Annotated in this window: 13 protein-coding genes; 9 read left to right on the forward strand and 4 right to left on the reverse strand. The window is 73.5% G+C overall.

Annotation, left to right across the window (positions count from 1 at the left end; all coding sequences use genetic code 11):
* Window positions 1-29 precede the first annotated feature (29 nt).
* Window positions 30-284 carry a glutaredoxin family protein gene (locus ACO229_RS01450; RefSeq protein WP_397411758.1) on the forward strand — a complete coding sequence of 85 codons (255 nt, stop codon included), beginning with the start codon at window positions 30-32 and terminating at the stop codon, window positions 282-284.
* Window positions 285-328: 44 nt separating this feature from the next.
* Window positions 329-1,132 carry a Ku protein gene (locus ACO229_RS01455; RefSeq protein WP_397411218.1) on the forward strand — a complete coding sequence of 268 codons (804 nt, stop codon included), beginning with the start codon at window positions 329-331 and terminating at the stop codon, window positions 1,130-1,132.
* A 17-nt stretch (window positions 1,133-1,149) separates the two neighbouring features.
* Here the strand turns inward: ACO229_RS01455 and ACO229_RS01460 are convergent, their stop codons facing one another.
* Window positions 1,150-1,623, reverse strand: coding sequence for a hypothetical protein (locus ACO229_RS01460; RefSeq protein WP_423463489.1), 474 nt, complete (start codon window positions 1,621-1,623; stop codon window positions 1,150-1,152).
* A 107-nt stretch (window positions 1,624-1,730) separates the two neighbouring features.
* Between ACO229_RS01460 and ACO229_RS01465 the strand changes: the two genes are divergently transcribed.
* The 5 genes from ACO229_RS01465 (at window position 1,731) to ACO229_RS01485 (ending at window position 6,524) form a co-directional block, all read left to right on the forward strand.
* Window positions 1,731-3,392, forward strand: a complete 1,662-nt coding sequence (locus ACO229_RS01465) for a metallophosphoesterase family protein (protein WP_423463490.1) — start codon at window positions 1,731-1,733, stop codon at window positions 3,390-3,392.
* Window positions 3,393-3,401: 9 nt separating this feature from the next.
* Window positions 3,402-4,130: a metal-dependent transcriptional regulator gene (locus tag ACO229_RS01470; protein WP_397411212.1), complete on the forward strand. Its 729-nt coding sequence runs from the start codon at window positions 3,402-3,404 to the stop codon at window positions 4,128-4,130.
* Window positions 4,131-4,208: 78 nt separating this feature from the next.
* Window positions 4,209-5,402, forward strand: a complete 1,194-nt coding sequence (locus ACO229_RS01475; protein ID WP_423463491.1) for an MFS transporter — start codon at window positions 4,209-4,211, stop codon at window positions 5,400-5,402.
* A 57-nt stretch (window positions 5,403-5,459) separates the two neighbouring features.
* On the forward strand, window positions 5,460-6,107 hold the full coding sequence (locus tag ACO229_RS01480) for a vitamin K epoxide reductase family protein (protein WP_397431048.1): 648 nt from the start codon (window positions 5,460-5,462) through the stop codon (window positions 6,105-6,107).
* Window positions 6,108-6,119: 12 nt separating this feature from the next.
* The gene (locus ACO229_RS01485) at window positions 6,120-6,524 is read left to right on the forward strand and encodes a PPOX class F420-dependent oxidoreductase (protein ID WP_423463492.1); all 405 of its coding nucleotides are present in this window, start codon (window positions 6,120-6,122) and stop codon (window positions 6,522-6,524) included.
* A 15-nt stretch (window positions 6,525-6,539) separates the two neighbouring features.
* Here ACO229_RS01485 and ACO229_RS01490 read toward each other — a convergent pair whose 3' ends face one another.
* Window positions 6,540-7,910, reverse strand: a complete 1,371-nt coding sequence (locus ACO229_RS01490) for an alkaline phosphatase family protein (RefSeq protein WP_423463493.1) — start codon at window positions 7,908-7,910, stop codon at window positions 6,540-6,542.
* Window positions 7,911-8,048: 138 nt separating this feature from the next.
* Between ACO229_RS01490 and leuS the strand changes: the two genes are divergently transcribed.
* Window positions 8,049-10,994 (forward strand): leucine--tRNA ligase, encoded by a 2,946-nt coding sequence (gene leuS, locus ACO229_RS01495; RefSeq protein WP_423465250.1) that lies wholly within the window; start codon window positions 8,049-8,051, stop codon window positions 10,992-10,994.
* Between the two features lie 75 nt (window positions 10,995-11,069).
* On the opposite strand, the gene ACO229_RS01500 is transcribed toward leuS, so the two are convergent.
* A complete protein-coding gene (locus tag ACO229_RS01500; protein ID WP_423463494.1) occupies window positions 11,070-12,824 on the reverse strand; it encodes a helicase HerA-like domain-containing protein in 1,755 nt (584 codons plus the stop codon).
* A gap of 94 nt (window positions 12,825-12,918) precedes the next feature.
* Here ACO229_RS01500 and ACO229_RS01505 point away from each other — a divergent pair, with 94 nt between their 5' ends.
* Window positions 12,919-13,800: a DegV family protein gene (locus ACO229_RS01505; RefSeq protein ID WP_397431044.1), complete on the forward strand. Its 882-nt coding sequence runs from the start codon at window positions 12,919-12,921 to the stop codon at window positions 13,798-13,800.
* A gap of 13 nt (window positions 13,801-13,813) precedes the next feature.
* Here ACO229_RS01505 and ACO229_RS01510 read toward each other — a convergent pair whose 3' ends face one another.
* Window positions 13,814-14,683, reverse strand: a complete 870-nt coding sequence (locus ACO229_RS01510) for an alpha/beta fold hydrolase (RefSeq protein WP_423463495.1) — start codon at window positions 14,681-14,683, stop codon at window positions 13,814-13,816.
* Window positions 14,684-14,756 lie beyond the last annotated feature (73 nt).

A 14,756-nucleotide genomic window follows, 5' to 3' on the forward strand; every position in this document is an offset into this window, starting at 1 on the left:
TCGGGACGGCCGTCGCGCCCGCCCCGTCGGTGGCCCCGCCGCAGCAGCTCACGGTGTACGGCGCCGAGTGGTGCCGCGACTGCCGCCGCAGCAAGGCCGTGCTGGACGTGCGCCGCGTCGACTACGTGTACGTCGACCTGGTCGCGCAGCCCGAGCGGGCGGACGAGGCGGAGGCGCTGACCGGCCGCAAGTCCATCCCGGTGCTGGTCTTCCCGGACGGTGAGCACCTGGTGGAGCCCACCAACGCCGAGCTCGCGGCGAAGCTGGACCGCGCGGGTCTCTGACCGGAACCTGGGCATGTCGTGCTCTTGGGGCGCACCATAGAAGGATGAGGGCTATCTGGAAGGGTGCCGTGACCTTCGGTCTCGTCAACGTTCCGGTCAAGCTGTACAGCGCGACCGAGGACCACGACGTCCCGTTGCACCAGGTGCACGACGCCGACGGCGGCCGCATCCGGTACAAGCGCGTCTGCGAGCTCGACGGCGAGGTGGTGCCGTACGAGCACATCGACCGCGCCTACGACGACGGCGAGCGCACGGTGGTGCTCACCAAGAAGGAGCTGGCCGACCTGCCCGCCGAGCGGGACCGGGAGATCTCCGTGGTCGAGTTCGTGCCCAGCGAGCAGATCGACCCGATCATGTACGACCGGACCTACTACCTGGAGCCCGACTCCAAGTCCACGAAGGCGTACGTGCTGCTGCGTCGCACGCTGGAGGAGACGGACCGCACCGCCGTGGTGAAGTTCGCGCTGCGGCAGCGCACCCGGCTGGCGGCGCTGCGGGTGCGCGACGAGGTGCTCGTGCTCCAGACGCTGCTGTGGGCGGACGAGGTCCGTGAGGCCGCGTTCCCGTCCCTGGACGAGCCCGCCAAGGTGACCGACAAGGAGCTGTCGATGTCGGCCCAGCTCGTCAGCAGCTTCGAGGCGGACTTCACGCCCGAGGACTACGAGGACGACTACCAGGTGCAGCTGCGCAAGCTCGTGGACGCGAAGCTCGAGGCCGGCGACACGCTGGACACCGCGGAGACCTTCGGCGAGGCGGCCGAGGAGGGTGAGGGTGCCGAGGTGGTGGACCTCATGGAGGCCCTCAAGCGCAGCGTGGCGGACGCGAAGAAGTCGCGCAGGACCGGCTGACGCCCGGCACGCACGGTTCAGCCCAGGTGCGCCGACAGGCCCTGCTCGCCGCGGCGCATCACCCTGGCGTGGGCCCAGGTCAGCGGGGCCGGGGCGATCCGCGCCGCCGCCCGGAGCCAGGCCGGGCCGGGGGAGACCTGCCACAGCAGCCGTACCTCGGTGCCGGGGCGACCGGGGCCGACCGTCACGTCCGCCCGCCCCGCCAGGTCCCCGGAGACGTCCAGCCGCGCACGGCCCGGCCCGGCGTCGGACGGCGGCACGCTCTCGGTGAGCTCCAGCCGGAACCGCAGGGCGTAGCCCAGCGGGCTGCGCACCTGCAGCACCGCCCACGCCCCGGGCGCGGCCAGCCCGTCCGGCCCGACGGCGGGACCGGTCGCGGCGGTGGTCAGTCCCGGCCACCAGTCGGGCCAGGTGAACCGCGGGTCGGCGAGCACCGACCAGACCCGTCCCACGGATGCGGTCGGCCGCCAGACGGACCTGAGCACGAACACGGGCCCATGGTGCCGTCCCACGTCCGGCGGTGGGGTCTGACGTGCGGTTTGACACAGGGCGGCCTGACGGAGGTGTGCGCGGCGGTCCCGTGAAAGGGTGGGGGACGATGACTCGCTCCGTCCCACCCCGCTGGCTGCGCTGGACCCTGGCCGGCGTCCTCGCCGCCGTCGCCTGCCTGACCTACGGGATCACGACGGCGAGGGCCGACCTCAGCCTCGGACCGCACGAGGCCACGTACGCGATCACCGCGGAGGACCGGCTCGTCGCCGACCTCGGGCCGCTCGGCACCGTCGTCGCCGACTCCCCGCTGCCGCTCACCCTCGGTGTCCGGATCACCGTGCACGAGATCCCCGCCGACCTCTCGGCCGTGGACGCCGCCAGCTTCGACGCCCTGGCCGGCGACCTGGACGGGTACCTCCAGTTCTTCGACACCCCGCAGCAGACGGTCCGCACCGTGGCGTGGGCGCTCGCCTGGGACGCCGTCCGCGGCACGGGCGTCGCCGCGCTCGTGCTCGTCGCGGCGGCCTTCGGCGTGCGCGCGCTGCTGGGCGCGGTCCGGCGTCGCGAGCTCGCCCGCACCCTCGCGGGCCGCACCTGGGAGATCACCGGCGGGGTGGCCGTCGTCGTGCTCGTGGCCGCGACCGCCACGGCGAGCGCCGGGCCCGAGGAGCGGGCCGCGCTGCCGGCCTCCGCGGTGTTCGAGGGGACGGCCCTGGAGGGGGCGCGGATCACGGGCCGCCTCGCGAGCGTGATCGACACCTACAGCGGTCAGCTCGTGGAGACCTACCAGGCCAACGAGGTGTTCTACGCGGGGGCGCGGGAGCGGCTGATGGAGGCGTGGGACGCGCGGGTGGCCGAGCAGGAGGCCGCCGAGGCGGGCCCGTCGCCGTCGGGCAGCCCGGACGCACCCGAGTACGTCACGTTCCTGCTGGTCTCGGACCTGCACTGCAACACCGGCATGACGCCGCTGATCCGGGACCTCGCGGACAGCCTGGCGCCCGACGTCATGCTGAACGCCGGGGACACCACGATCAACGGCACGAGCGTGGAGTCGGTGTGCGTGGACTCGTTCGCGTCGGCGGTGCCGGACGGCGTCCCGTTCGTGGTGGCGGACGGTAACCACGACTCGCGTCTGACCACGGCCACGGAGCTGGCCAACCGCCAGATCGTGCTCGACGGCGAGGTGGTCGAGGTGGAGGGCGTGCGGATCCTGGGCGACCGGGACCCGCTGGAGACGCGGATCGGCGGCGGCACCGTGATGGCGCGCGAGGAGACGCCGGAGCAGGCGGGCGAGCGGCTGCGCGACGTCGCGTGCGAGGCGGCGGGGGAGCCGGGCCTGGGCGGGTACACCGGGGAGGACCGGGTCGACCTGCTGATGGTGCACCAGCCCGCGGTCGGGGACGCGGCCCTGGAGTCGGGGTGCGTGCCGTTCCAGGTCTCGGGGCACATGCACACGCGGATCGGCCCGGACGCGGTCGGGCACGGCGTGCGGTACGTGAACGCCAGCACCGGCGGCGCCACCAAGGGCAACACGTCGGTGGGGCCGCTGCGGGACTCGTCGGAGATGACGGTGCTGAGGTTCGACCCGGAGCGGCGGCAGTTCGTGGACTGGCAGCTCGTGGAGGTCACGACCGAGGGCGAGGCGTTCGTGGGCGAGCGGCAGGCGATCCCGCCGGCCGCGCCGGTGCCGGACGAGGTGCCCGACGACACACCCGGGGGCCTCCCGGGCGCCGGCTCGGCCCCGTCGTCGTCGCCGTCGGGCAACTAGGCTCGGGGCGTGGACATCGCTACCGACCCGGCCGAGCTGACGCCCGTCGCCCAGGACTACCTGAAGGCGGTGTGGTCGGCCCAGGAGTGGTCGGACGAGAAGGTGACCACCAAGCACCTGGCCGACCGGCTGGGCGTGGGTGCCTCCACGGTGTCGGAGACGGTGCGGCGGCTGTCGGGCCAGGGCCTGCTCGAGCACGAGCGGTACGGCGCGATCCGGCTGACCGACGACGGCCGGCGGCTGGCCCTGGTGATGGTGCGCCGGCACCGGCTCCTGGAGACGTTCCTGGTGAGCCAGCTCGGCTACGGCTGGGACGAGGTGCACGACGAGGCGGAGGTCCTGGAGCACGCGGTCTCCGACGTGTTCGTGGAGCGCATGGCCGAGCGGCTGGGCAACCCGACGCGCGACCCCCACGGCGACCCCATCCCGAGCGCGGACGGCACGGTGGTGCGCCCGTCGGCGGTGCCCCTGTCGTCCATGCACGCGGGTGAGGGTGGCACGGTGGTGCGGATCTCCGACGCCGACCCCGAGGCTCTGCGCTACCTCGCCGAGCTCGGGATGGACCTGGACATGCGGGTCGAGGTGACGACGCGGCGCGAGTTCGCCGGCACCGTCGCCGTGACGTGGACGTGCCCCGTGCCGGACCCCGACGCGCCCGGCGCCGAGCCGCGGCCCGTCGAGCGGGTGGCGGACCTGGGACTGCTGGCGGCCTCCCGCGTGTGGGTGTCGCAGGAGTAGTCTGTGCGCAGTTCCTCCCTGCTCGTCGCCGGTGTCGCCGACGCTCCGCTCGAATCGATACGACCTCCTGGAGACCCCATGGCGACCAGCACCTCGATGCGCTCCGCCGCGCCCGCGCTCGTCGCGCTGGCCGTCGGCGGCTTCACGATCGGCACCACCGAGTTCGCCGCGATGGGCCTGCTGCCCGACGTCGGGGCCGACTTCGGCGCCACCGACCCCCAGGTGGGGCACACGATCACGGCGTACGCGCTCGGCGTCGTCGTGGGTGCGCCGCTGCTGACCGTGGCCGCGGCGCGGATGTCGCGCAAGCGGCTGCTGCTGGCCCTGATGGGGTTCTACACGGTCGCCAACGTCCTGTCCGCGGCCGCCCCTGACATCGGCTGGCTCGTGGCCGGGCGGTTCCTCGCCGGGCTGCCGCACGGCGCGTTCTTCGGCGTCGGTGCGGCCGTGGGGGCTGCCGTGGCCGGCCCTGCCCAGCGCGGCCGGGCGGTCGCGACGATGATGACGGGCCTGACCATCGCGAACGTCGTGGGCGTGCCGCTGTCCACGTGGGTCGGGCAGGTCTTCGGCTGGCGGGTCTCCTACCTGCTGATCGGGGTTCTCGGGCTCGTCACGGTGCTCGGCCTGTGGCGGCTCGTGCCCGCCGGGGCGGGCGGCGCCGGCCGTTCGGTGCGCACCGAGCTGGCGACGCTGCGCAACGCGCCGCTCTGGTTCGCGTTCGTGGCGGGCGCCGTCGGGTTCGGCGGCATGTTCGCCGTCTACACCTACGTCGCCCCCACGATGACCGGGGTGACGGGGCTGCCCGGCGGGGCGGTGCCCTGGGTGCTCGCCCTGTTCGGCGTCGGCATGACGGTGGGCACCCAGATCGGCGGACGGCTGGCCGACCACGGCGTGCTGCGGGCCGTCCTGACCGGTTTCGTCGCCACCGCGGCGTCGCTGGTCCTGTTCGCGCTCACGGGCGGCTGGGTGGTGCCCGCCCTGGTGTCCCTGTTCCTGCTCGGGGTCACGTCCCAGATCCTGGGGCTCGCCTTCCAGACCCGCCTGATGGACCTGTCGCCGGGTGCGCCGTCGCTCGGTGCGGCGCTGTGCCACGCGGGCCTCAACGTGGCCAACGGTGCCGGGGCGTTCCTCGGCGGCCTCGTGATCGACGCCGGGTGGGGCTACCTCGCGCCCGCGTGGGCCGGGTTCGTCGTCACGCTGCTGGGGCTGGGCATGATCCTGGCGTTCGGGCGGCAGCGGGTGGTCCACCAGCCGGCGGACGGAACTTTGTGACGGTTCCGGGACCTTGGTCCCAGGAATGTTCCAGGCTGCGCCGGTACCGTGTGGCGCGTGACTGATACCGGGGCGACCACGACGTCGTCGGACACCAACGACCAGCACGACGTCGCCGCGGGAACCGGGCCCGGCCCGCGGACCATGGGACTGCTCCTGGTCGTGCTCGGGGGGATCGGGTTCATCGCGTCCTTCGCGCTGGCGTGGGAGAAGTACCTGGCCTTCGTCGAGCCGGACCGGACGGCGTCCTGCTCGATCAACCTCTTCGTCACCTGCAGCGCTGCCATGGACTCGTGGCAGGGCGCGCTGCTGGGGTTCCCCAACCCGTACATCGGCGTCGCCGCGTTCCCCGTGGTGGTCACCACGGGCGTCATGCTGCTGCTCGGCACCCGCCTGCCGCGCTGGTACTGGGTGTCCCTGCTGGTCGGGACGGTACTGGGCCAGGGCCTGGTGTTCTTCCTGATGTGGACCAGCTTCTACTCGATCGTCGCGCTGTGCCCCTACTGCATGGTCGTGTGGACCATCATGTGGCCGCTCCTGTGGTACCAGATCGTGCGCGGCGTGCGGTCGGGAGACCTGCGCGTGGCCGCCGGGCTGCGGGACGCGATCGTGGGCAACCAGCACGTCATCCTGGTGATCGGCTACGTGGCCGCCGTGGCGTGGCTGCTGCTCGCCGTGGGCGGACCGCTCGTCGACTCGTTCTGACCTGCCGCTGACGTGCCCCGGCTCGATCCGCCCCCGGACGAGTACTTCGCGCTGCGCACCTTCCGCGCCGACGGTTCCGGCGTGACGACGCCGGTGTGGCTCGCCCCGCACGCGGGCCGGCTGTACGGGTACACCCCGGCCCGGTCCTGGAAGGTCCGCCGGATCCGGCGCGACCCGCGGGTGCAGGTCGCGCCGTCCGACGTCCACGGGGAGCCGCACGGGCCGTGGCACGCGGGGACGGCCCGGGTGCTGCCGGCAGCCGACCTGCGCACCGCGCGGCGCGCGATGACCGCGAAGTACGGGCTGCGGTTCCGCTGGTTCACGCTCGTGCTGCTGCTCGGCCGTCCCCGCAGGCACGGCGGGCCCGCGGTCGGGATCGAGATCGAGATCGTGCGGGACGGTGCGGGCGCCGCGTAGCGCCGCACCGCCGGCTCAGGGACGCAGCGCCTCGCGCAGCGCCCGCCCCTCGCTGCCCGACGGCGGCGCGTAGCCCAGCAGCGCCGAGATCGTCGGCGCGACGTCGACGTGCCGCGGGTCGTGCGGGTGCACACCGGGCCGCACACCGGCACCCGCCAGGACCAGCGGCACGTGCAGCTCCGTGGTCGCGCCGTGCCGGCCCGCCGCGTCGGCCGGGGTCGCGCCGAACGACCAGCCGGGCTCCGGCTCCACGACCAGGTCGCCGTAGCCCGGGCTCATGCGCAGGCGGCGCTGGTCGGCCTCGTCGAGGACGTCCCGCACCTGCGGCAGCCCGCGCAGCGCCCGCTCCAGCCGGCGGACGGCTGCCGGGTCGCCGGCGCGCTCCCCGACGATCCGCACGTCCGCGACGCCGCCCACGACGATCACCACGTCGGTGCCGGGCGCCGGCGTCTGCCCGCTGGTGAGGATCTGCGGGGTGAAGCCGGCCGCCTCGATCGCGGCGAGACCCTCGGCGCCGAAGCCCTTGTCGAACGTGGTCATGCCGTGGTCGCCGGTGAGGACGAACGCGGTGTCGCCGTAGACCCCCGCGTCCTTGGTGGCCTGCACGAGGCGGCCGAGCTGCCGGTCGATGTCCGACAGCGCGGCGGGGATGCGCGGGTCGTCGTCACCGCCGTCGTGCCCGATCGCGTCCAGCACGTCGCAGTAGACGGCGACCAGGTCCGGCACGCCGTCCGTCGTCACCTGCTGCCCGCCCGAGTCGACGGGCTCGCCGCGCAGCACGGCGACGGCGTCGTCGGTGCGGCGGGAGCAGTCGCCGCCGGGCTGCGTGTAGAGGCCGTCGGGGTCGCCGAAGGTGACGCCGTAGTTCTGCAGGATGAACCACTGGGCGGAGAACACGGTGCCGCCCTGCTCCCGGATCGACTGGGCGATCGTCGGTACCGCCAGGTCACGCTGCTGACCCCGGGCCGTGCCGGTCGCGGTGTCGAACCAGTAGGCCGTGTTGCGGTGCGTGGCGGGCCACGCGCCCGTGGCCACCGACGACCACGACGGGTTGGTGATCGAGGTCATCACGCCCGTGGAGGTGGTGACGCTGCCCCGGCGCAGGAGGCGCTGGAGGTTCGGCATCTTTGCGGCTGAGGAGTGAGCTTGCGAGCCCCGCAGAGCCGCGACATCAGGTTCTGCGGCGCCGGAGCGGACCAGGTCGAGGTACTCGACGTCGAAGCCGTCCAGGGCCATCAGGACGACGTGGTCGGCCCGGCCGTGGGCCGGTGCGGTGCTGCTCCGGGTGCTCTGGCTGTCGGTGCCCGCGGCGGGTGGCGTGGCCGCCGCGGTGGTCGAGGCCGTCCACACGACGGCGGCGATGCTGGCGGCGAGGGTCTTTCGCAACGAGGGCATCATGCGGGCCATTCGAGCACCCGGGCGGAGAACTGCGGGGGAGGCGGGGGCGAATGTCGGGTGAACCCTCGTACCTGTGGACAACCGAGGCCGGGGGCCGTCGCGGTCGGTAGACTCGCAGCCGTGACAATGCCCGACGCACCCGAGCGCACCACGTCCCCGGACGAGCCCCGTTTCCGCTACACCCCGGCCCTCGCGCAGCAGATCGAGCTGCGCTGGCAGGACATCTGGGAGGAGCGCGGCACGTTCCACGCGGCGAACCCGCAGGGGCGACTTACGGGGCCGGGCGGCAGCCCGGCGCAGGGCGACCCGTACTTCATCATGGACATGTTCCCGTACCCGTCGGGTGCGGGCCTGCACGTGGGTCACCCGCTGGGCTACATCGCCACCGACGTGACCGGCCGGTTCCGCCGCATGCGCGGTGACAACGTGCTGCACGCGCTGGGCTACGACGCGTTCGGCCTGCCCGCGGAGCAGTACGCCGTCCAGACCGGACAGCACCCGCGCGTCACCACCGAGGCCAACATCGGCAACATGCGGCGTCAGCTGCGCCGCCTCGGCCTGGGCCACGACCCGCGCCGTACGTTCGCGACCATCGACCCCGGGTACGTCCGGTGGACGCAGTGGATCTTCCTGCAGATCTTCGAGTCGTGGTACGACGCCGAGGCCGAGCGCCCCGGCCCGTCCGCCGGCACGGGCCGTGCCCGGCCCATCTCGGAGCTGCGCGCGGAGCTGGCCGCGGGCACGCGCCCGGTCCCGGGGCACGACGGCGACAACACCGGTGGTGCGGTCTGGTCCGCCCTCAGCGAGCTGGAGCAGCGCGACGTCATCGACGGCCAGCGCCTCGCGTACGTCGACTCCTCGCCGGTCAACTGGTGCCCCGGCCTGGGCACCGTGCTCGCGAACGAGGAGGTCACCGCCGACGGGCGGTCCGAGCGCGGCAACTTCCCGGTGTTCCAGCGCAGCCTGCGGCAGTGGAAGATGCGCATCACCGCCTACGCGGACCGGCTGGCGGACGACCTGGACCTGATCGACTGGCCCGAGAAGGTCAAGTCCATGCAGCGCAACTGGATCGGCCGGTCGGTGGGCGCCAACGTGCGGTTCGACGTGGTCGGCACCGCCGAGGGCGACCCGGCCGGTGCAGCGGGCACGCTGGAGGTCTTCACGACCCGCCCCGACACGCTGTTCGGCGCCACCTTCATGGTCGTGGCCCCGGAGCACGCGCTGCTCGACGAGGTGCCCGCGGCCTGGCCCGACGGCACGCGCTCCGCGTGGACCGGCGGGTACGACACCCCGGTCGAGGCCGTCGCCGCCTACCGGCGCGAGGCCGCCGCGAAGACCGCCGTCGAGCGTCAGGCCGACGCCGGCAAGAAGACCGGCGTGTTCACCGGCCACCTCGCCGTCAACCCCGTCAACGGCACGCAGATCCCGGTGTTCACCGCGGACTACGTGCTCATGGGCTACGGCACGGGCGCCATCATGGCCGTGCCCGGCGGCGACGAGCGCGACTTCGCGTTCGCCGAGGCCTACGACCTGCCGGTGATCCACACGGTCGAGCCGGAAGGCGGCCTGCCGGAGGACCACACCGGTGCGTACGCGGGCGACGGCGTCGCCGTGCGGTCCTCGAACGACGAGATCTCGCTCGACGGCCTGGGGGTCGCCGAGGCGAAGGCGACGATCATCGCCTGGCTGGAGAGCAAGAACATCGGCGAGGGCACCACCACCTACCGCCTCAACGACTGGCTGTTCAGCCGCCAGCGCTACTGGGGCGAGCCGTTCCCGGTGGTCTGGGACGAGGACGACCGCCCGGTGGCGATCCCGGACGCGATGCTCCCCGTCGACCTGCCGGACGTGCCCGACTACGCGCCGCGCACCTTCGACCCCGACGACGCGAGCTCCGAGCCCGAGGCGCCGCTGGGCCGCAACGACGACTGGGTGCACGTCACCCTCGACCTGGGCGACGGGCCCAGGACGTACCGCCGCGACACCAACACGATGCCCAACTGGGCCGGCTCGTGCTGGTACTACCTGCGCTACCTCGACCCGGCCGAGACCACGGCGGCTGCGCTCCCGGAGCTGGAGCAGTACTGGCTGGGACCGCGGCACAACCCGACGTCGGGCACGGCCGGCGGCGTCGACCTGTACGTCGGCGGCGTGGAGCACGCGGTGCTGCACCTGCTGTACGCGCGGTTCTGGCACAAGGTGCTGCTCGACCTGGGCCACGTCACCGCGCTGGAGCCGTTCGGCAAGCTCTTCAACCAGGGCTACATCCAGGCGTACGCCTACACCGACTCGCGCGGCCAGTACGTGCCGGCCGCGGAGGTCGAGGGCGACGAGCAGTCCGGCTTCACGTGGCAGGGCCAGCCCGTCAACCGCGAGTACGGCAAGATGGGCAAGTCGCTGAAGAACGTCGTGACGCCCGACGAGATGTACGAGCAGTACGGCGCCGACACGTTCCGCGTCTACGAGATGTCGATGGGCCCCCTCGACCTGTCGCGTCCGTGGGAGACCCGCGCCGTGGTGGGGTCGCAGCGGTTCCTGCAGCGGCTGTGGCGCAACGTCGTCTCGGAGGAGACCGGTGAGCTCACCGTGACCGACGACGAGCCCGACACCGCCACCCTGCGGGCCGTGCACCGCACCATCGCCGACGTCCGCGCCGAGATGGAGAACATGCGGCCGAACACGGCGATCGCCAAGCTCATCACGCTCAACAACCACCTCACCGGCCTGCCCGCCGTGCCGCGTGCGGCGGTGGAGCCGCTGGTCCTGATGACGGCGCCGATCGCGCCGCACATCGCGGAGGAGCTGTGGTCGCGGCTCGGGCACGAGGAGTCGCTGGCGCACGAGCCGTTCCCCGAGGCCGACGAGCAGTACCTCGTCCAGGACACGGTGACCTGCGTGGTCCAGGTCCAGGGCAAGGTCCGCGCCCGCCTGGAGGTCGCCCCCGACATCTCGTCGGAGGACCTGGAGGCGGCCGCCCTGACCGAGCCGAACGTGGTCAAGTTCCTGGACGGCCGCGGCGTCCGCAAGGTCATCGTCCGGGCCCCCAACCTGGTCAACATCGTCCCGGCCTGACCCACCTCGTTGAGTGCTGGATCTTCGCCCTTTTCTGCGCGTCAGAAGGGGCGAAGATCCAGCACTCAACGAGGGTCAGCGCTTGCGGGTGCCGAAGAGGGAGCGGGTCAGCTCGCGGACCAGGACCGTGCCCGCCGTCTTGGCCAGCGAGGTCACCACGCGGTTGCGGTCGCGCGCGGACTGCTCCTTGTGCCGGGCCTCCGCGCGCTCACGGGTCGCGGCCTCCTTCTCCAGCCGGGCGCGCTCCTTGGCCAGCTCCCGCTCCTCCTGCGCCGCGGTGGCCGACCCTGCCGCGGCCTCCTGTGCCGCCGCCTGCTCCTGTGCCCTGGCCTGGAGCAGCTCGAACGCCGACTCCGCGTCGACCGGCGTGCCGTACTTCGCCTGACCGGCGGACGCGGCCACCACGCGGTCGATCTCCGCGTCGCCCGCCGGGTCCATCGAGGCCTGCGGCGCGCGCACCCGCGTCCACGCCACCGGCGACGGCGCGCCCTTCTCGGTGAGCACCGTGACCACCGCCTCGCCGGTACCGAGCTCCTGCAGCAGGCGCTCCAGGTCGTACGGCGACGTCGGGAACGTGCGCGCGGCGGCGCGGAGCGCGGTGGCGTCGTCGGGCGTGAAGGCGCGCAGCGCGTGCTGCACCCGGTTGCCGAGCTGGGCCAGCACGTCGGCGGGCACGTCCTTGGGGGACTGCGTCACGAAGAAGACGCCCACGCCCTTGGAACGGATCAGGCGGACCGTCTGGACCACCTGCTGCAGGAAGTCCTTGGACGCGTCCGCGAACAGCAGGTGCGCCTCGTCGAAGAAGAAGACGAGCTGGGGCTTGTCGGCGTCGCCCACCTCGGGCAGTTCCTGGAAGAGGTCGGCGAGCAGCCACATGAGGAACGTCGAGAAGAGCTGCGGGCGGTCCTGGACGGCGGGCAGCTCCAGCACGTTGAGCACGCCGAGGTCGCCCCTGGTCGCGATGAGGTCCGACGTCGTGAACGCGGGCTCGCCGAAGAACACGTCGGCGCCCTGCCCCTCCAGGCCGACGATCTCGCGCAGGATCACCCCCGCCGTGGCGGCGGAGACGCCGCCGATCCCCTTGAGCTCGGCCTTGCCCTCGTCGGAGGTCAGGTGGGCGATCACCGACTGCAGGTCCTTGAGGTCCAGCAGCGCCAGGCCCTTCTTGTCGGCCCAGTGGAAGATCAGGGTGAGGCTCGACTCCTGCGTCTCGTTCAGGCCGAGCACCTTCGACATGAGGATCGGCCCGAAGTCCGTGACGGTCGTCCGGATCGGGACGCCCTTGCCGATCCCGCCCAGCGAGTAGAACTCGACCGGGTACTGCGTCGGCGTCCAGTCCTGCCCGATGCTCGCCGCGCGCTCCGCGATCTTCGGGTTGTCCGCCCCGGGGACCGCGAGGCCGGACAGGTCGCCCTTGATGTCCGCGAGGAAGACGGGCACGCCGGCCAGCGACAGACCCTCCGCCATGCCCTGCAGGGTCTTCGTCTTGCCCGTTCCCGTGGCGCCGGCCACCAGGCCGTGGCGGTTCAGCATCGAGAGCGCGAAACCGACCTGGACCTGGGGGTTCGGGGTCGCCTCGCCGCCCGGGGTGCCCTCCAGGAGTGCGCCCAGGGGCAGGGTGGCCCCGGCCGCGTAGCCGGCCGCCACCTCGGCGGCGTAGCCCTCCCGCGCCGCGGCACCGCCGGACGCCGCACCCGGCTCGGTGTCCGGAGTACCCGGTCCCGACGCGGACGCACCCTCGGCCGCCCGTTCCGCCTCCTCGAGGGCCTTCTGGGCCGCGGCGGCGGCCTCGCGCAGCTTCGCGAGCTCTGGCGTCGATGCATCGGACATGTCTCGGATGCTAGGTCGGGCTCCGGCGCTGCGCGCGGGGAGGATCCCGCACGTTTACCGGTCGGGTTCCTCGCGCGGATAGAGTGTCGCGGTCATGCGCACCCGACGTCGTCCTTCCCGCCCGGCACCTCAGGAGGTGCGGGTCGTCACCGACTCGACCGCCTGCCTGCCCGCAGGTCTGCCGGGCGGCCCGGTCGTGGTTCCGCTGCGCGTGCTCGTCGGCGACGACGTCTACGCGGAGGGCGAGGACATCACCCCCGAGCGCCTGGCGGAGCTGGTCGCGGACGGGGAGCACGTGACGACGTCGCAGCCGCCGCCGGAGGCGTTCGCCGCCGTCTACCGTGGCCTGGCCGACGAGGGGACCCGGTCCATCGTGTCGGTGCACCTGTCGGGCGCCCTGTCCGGCACGGTGGGGTCGGCGGGCACCGCGGCCGCCCGCTCGCCCCTGCAGGTGCGGGCCGTGGACTCACGGACCGGCGCCGCAGGCCTCGGCTTCGCGGCCCGCGCGGCGGCCGAGTGCGCCGCGGCCGGGGCCGACGCCGCCCACGTCGCCGCCCGCGCCATCGAGGTCGCCGGGACGGCGAACGCGGTGTTCGTGGTCGACACCCTGGAGCACCTGCGCCGCGGCGGCCGGCTGTCCGGCCCCGCCGCGGCGCTCGGCACCGTCCTGGGCGTCAAGCCCATCCTGCGGCTGTCCGACGGCGCGGTCGAGCTCTCCCAGCGCGTGCGCACCCGTGCCGCCGGTGCCGAGCGCCTCCTGGAGCTGGCCGCCGGGTTCGTCGCCGAGGCGCGGCGGCCCGTCGTCGCCGTGCACCACTTCGGCGCGCACGACCGTGCCCTAGCCCTCGCCGGCCGCCTCCACACGCGCACGCGGGCGGACGTCGAGGTCACGCCCCTGAGCGCCGTCCTGGGTGTGCACGTCGGCCCGGGCACGCTCGCCGTCGTCGTCGCGGACCTGGGTGACCACGTGCACTGACGGGCGCCGTCCGTCAGAGTGCCAGGACCTCCCGCAGGCGTGCCGCGAACTCCGCCGGCTTGTCGGCCGGCTGGCCGTACTCGCCGCCGCTGAACCCGCCGTGCCCGCCCGGGAAGACCACCGGCTCCGTGCCGAGCAGCCCCGCCGCGGCGCGGGCCGCCCGGCCCGTCATCTGTTCACCGGTGTCGGCCCCCACCGCGACCAGGACGCGCGGCACGCCGGCGCGGATGGTCTCGTAGCGGGGCTCGTACGGGGGCAGGACCAGCATGTTCACGCCGAACATCAGGTCGTCGCGGGAACCGTCGTCGGTGGTCGGCAGACCGAACATCGCCGGGTCCGGGTCGGGCTGCTCGACGTACGACGCCGTCAGCTCACCCTCGACCATGACCAGCGCGATGAACTTGGCCATCGCGGCGCCGAAGCCCTTCGCCTGGTAGGTGTCGTGGATGTCGGCCATGGCGGCGACGACGGCCTCGCGGTCGGGGAGCACCGAGGCCAGCGGCGGTTCGTGCGCGACGACGGTCCGCACGTCGCCCGGGTGGGCCGCGGCCAGCTCCAGCGCGACCACGGCGCCGCCGCTGGAGGCGAACAGGTCGACCGGTCCGCCGCCGACCGCCTCGATGACCCGGTGCACGTCGTCCGCGTGGACGGTGACGTCCGGGTCATGGCCTGGTTCACGCGTGCTGCGCTCGACCCCGCGCGGGTCGTAGGTCACGACGGTCCGGTCGGTGAAGTGGCCCGCGAGCGTGGTGAAGCCCTCCGCGCCCATCGGCAGCCCGATCAGGAGGAGCGGCGGCTCGTTCGTCGGTGTGGCGGCCTCACGGACGTCGTAGGTCAGGACGGCGCCCGGCACGTCGAGGGTGAGGGTCTTCTTGTCGGTCATCGTGCTCGCTCCCGTGTTCGCTGCCGATCCCGTCGGCGTCTTCGCGGCCGGCGCGGTCCGCCGGCCTGAGGCG

This window comes from Promicromonospora sp. MS192 (assembly GCF_049532985.1).
GTDB lineage: Bacteria > Actinomycetota > Actinomycetes > Actinomycetales > Cellulomonadaceae > Promicromonospora.

What these genes read in the sequence shown, in the direction of transcription:
- ACO229_RS01455 (WP_397411218.1), top strand. Translation starts at nt 329, where the DNA reads ATGAGGGCTATCTGGAAGGGTGCCGTGACCTTCGGTCTCGTCAACGTT.
- ACO229_RS01465 (WP_423463490.1), top strand. Translation starts at nt 1,731, where the DNA reads ATGACTCGCTCCGTCCCACCCCGCTGGCTGCGCTGGACCCTGGCCGGC.
- ACO229_RS01475 (WP_423463491.1), top strand. Translation starts at nt 4,209, where the DNA reads ATGGCGACCAGCACCTCGATGCGCTCCGCCGCGCCCGCGCTCGTCGCG.
- leuS (WP_423465250.1), top strand. Translation starts at nt 8,049, where the DNA reads ATGCCCGACGCACCCGAGCGCACCACGTCCCCGGACGAGCCCCGTTTC.
- ACO229_RS01500 (WP_423463494.1), bottom strand. Translation starts at nt 12,824, where the DNA reads ATGTCCGATGCATCGACGCCAGAGCTCGCGAAGCTGCGCGAGGCCGCC.
- ACO229_RS01505 (WP_397431044.1), top strand. Translation starts at nt 12,919, where the DNA reads ATGCGCACCCGACGTCGTCCTTCCCGCCCGGCACCTCAGGAGGTGCGG.
- ACO229_RS01510 (WP_423463495.1), bottom strand. Translation starts at nt 14,683, where the DNA reads ATGACCGACAAGAAGACCCTCACCCTCGACGTGCCGGGCGCCGTCCTG.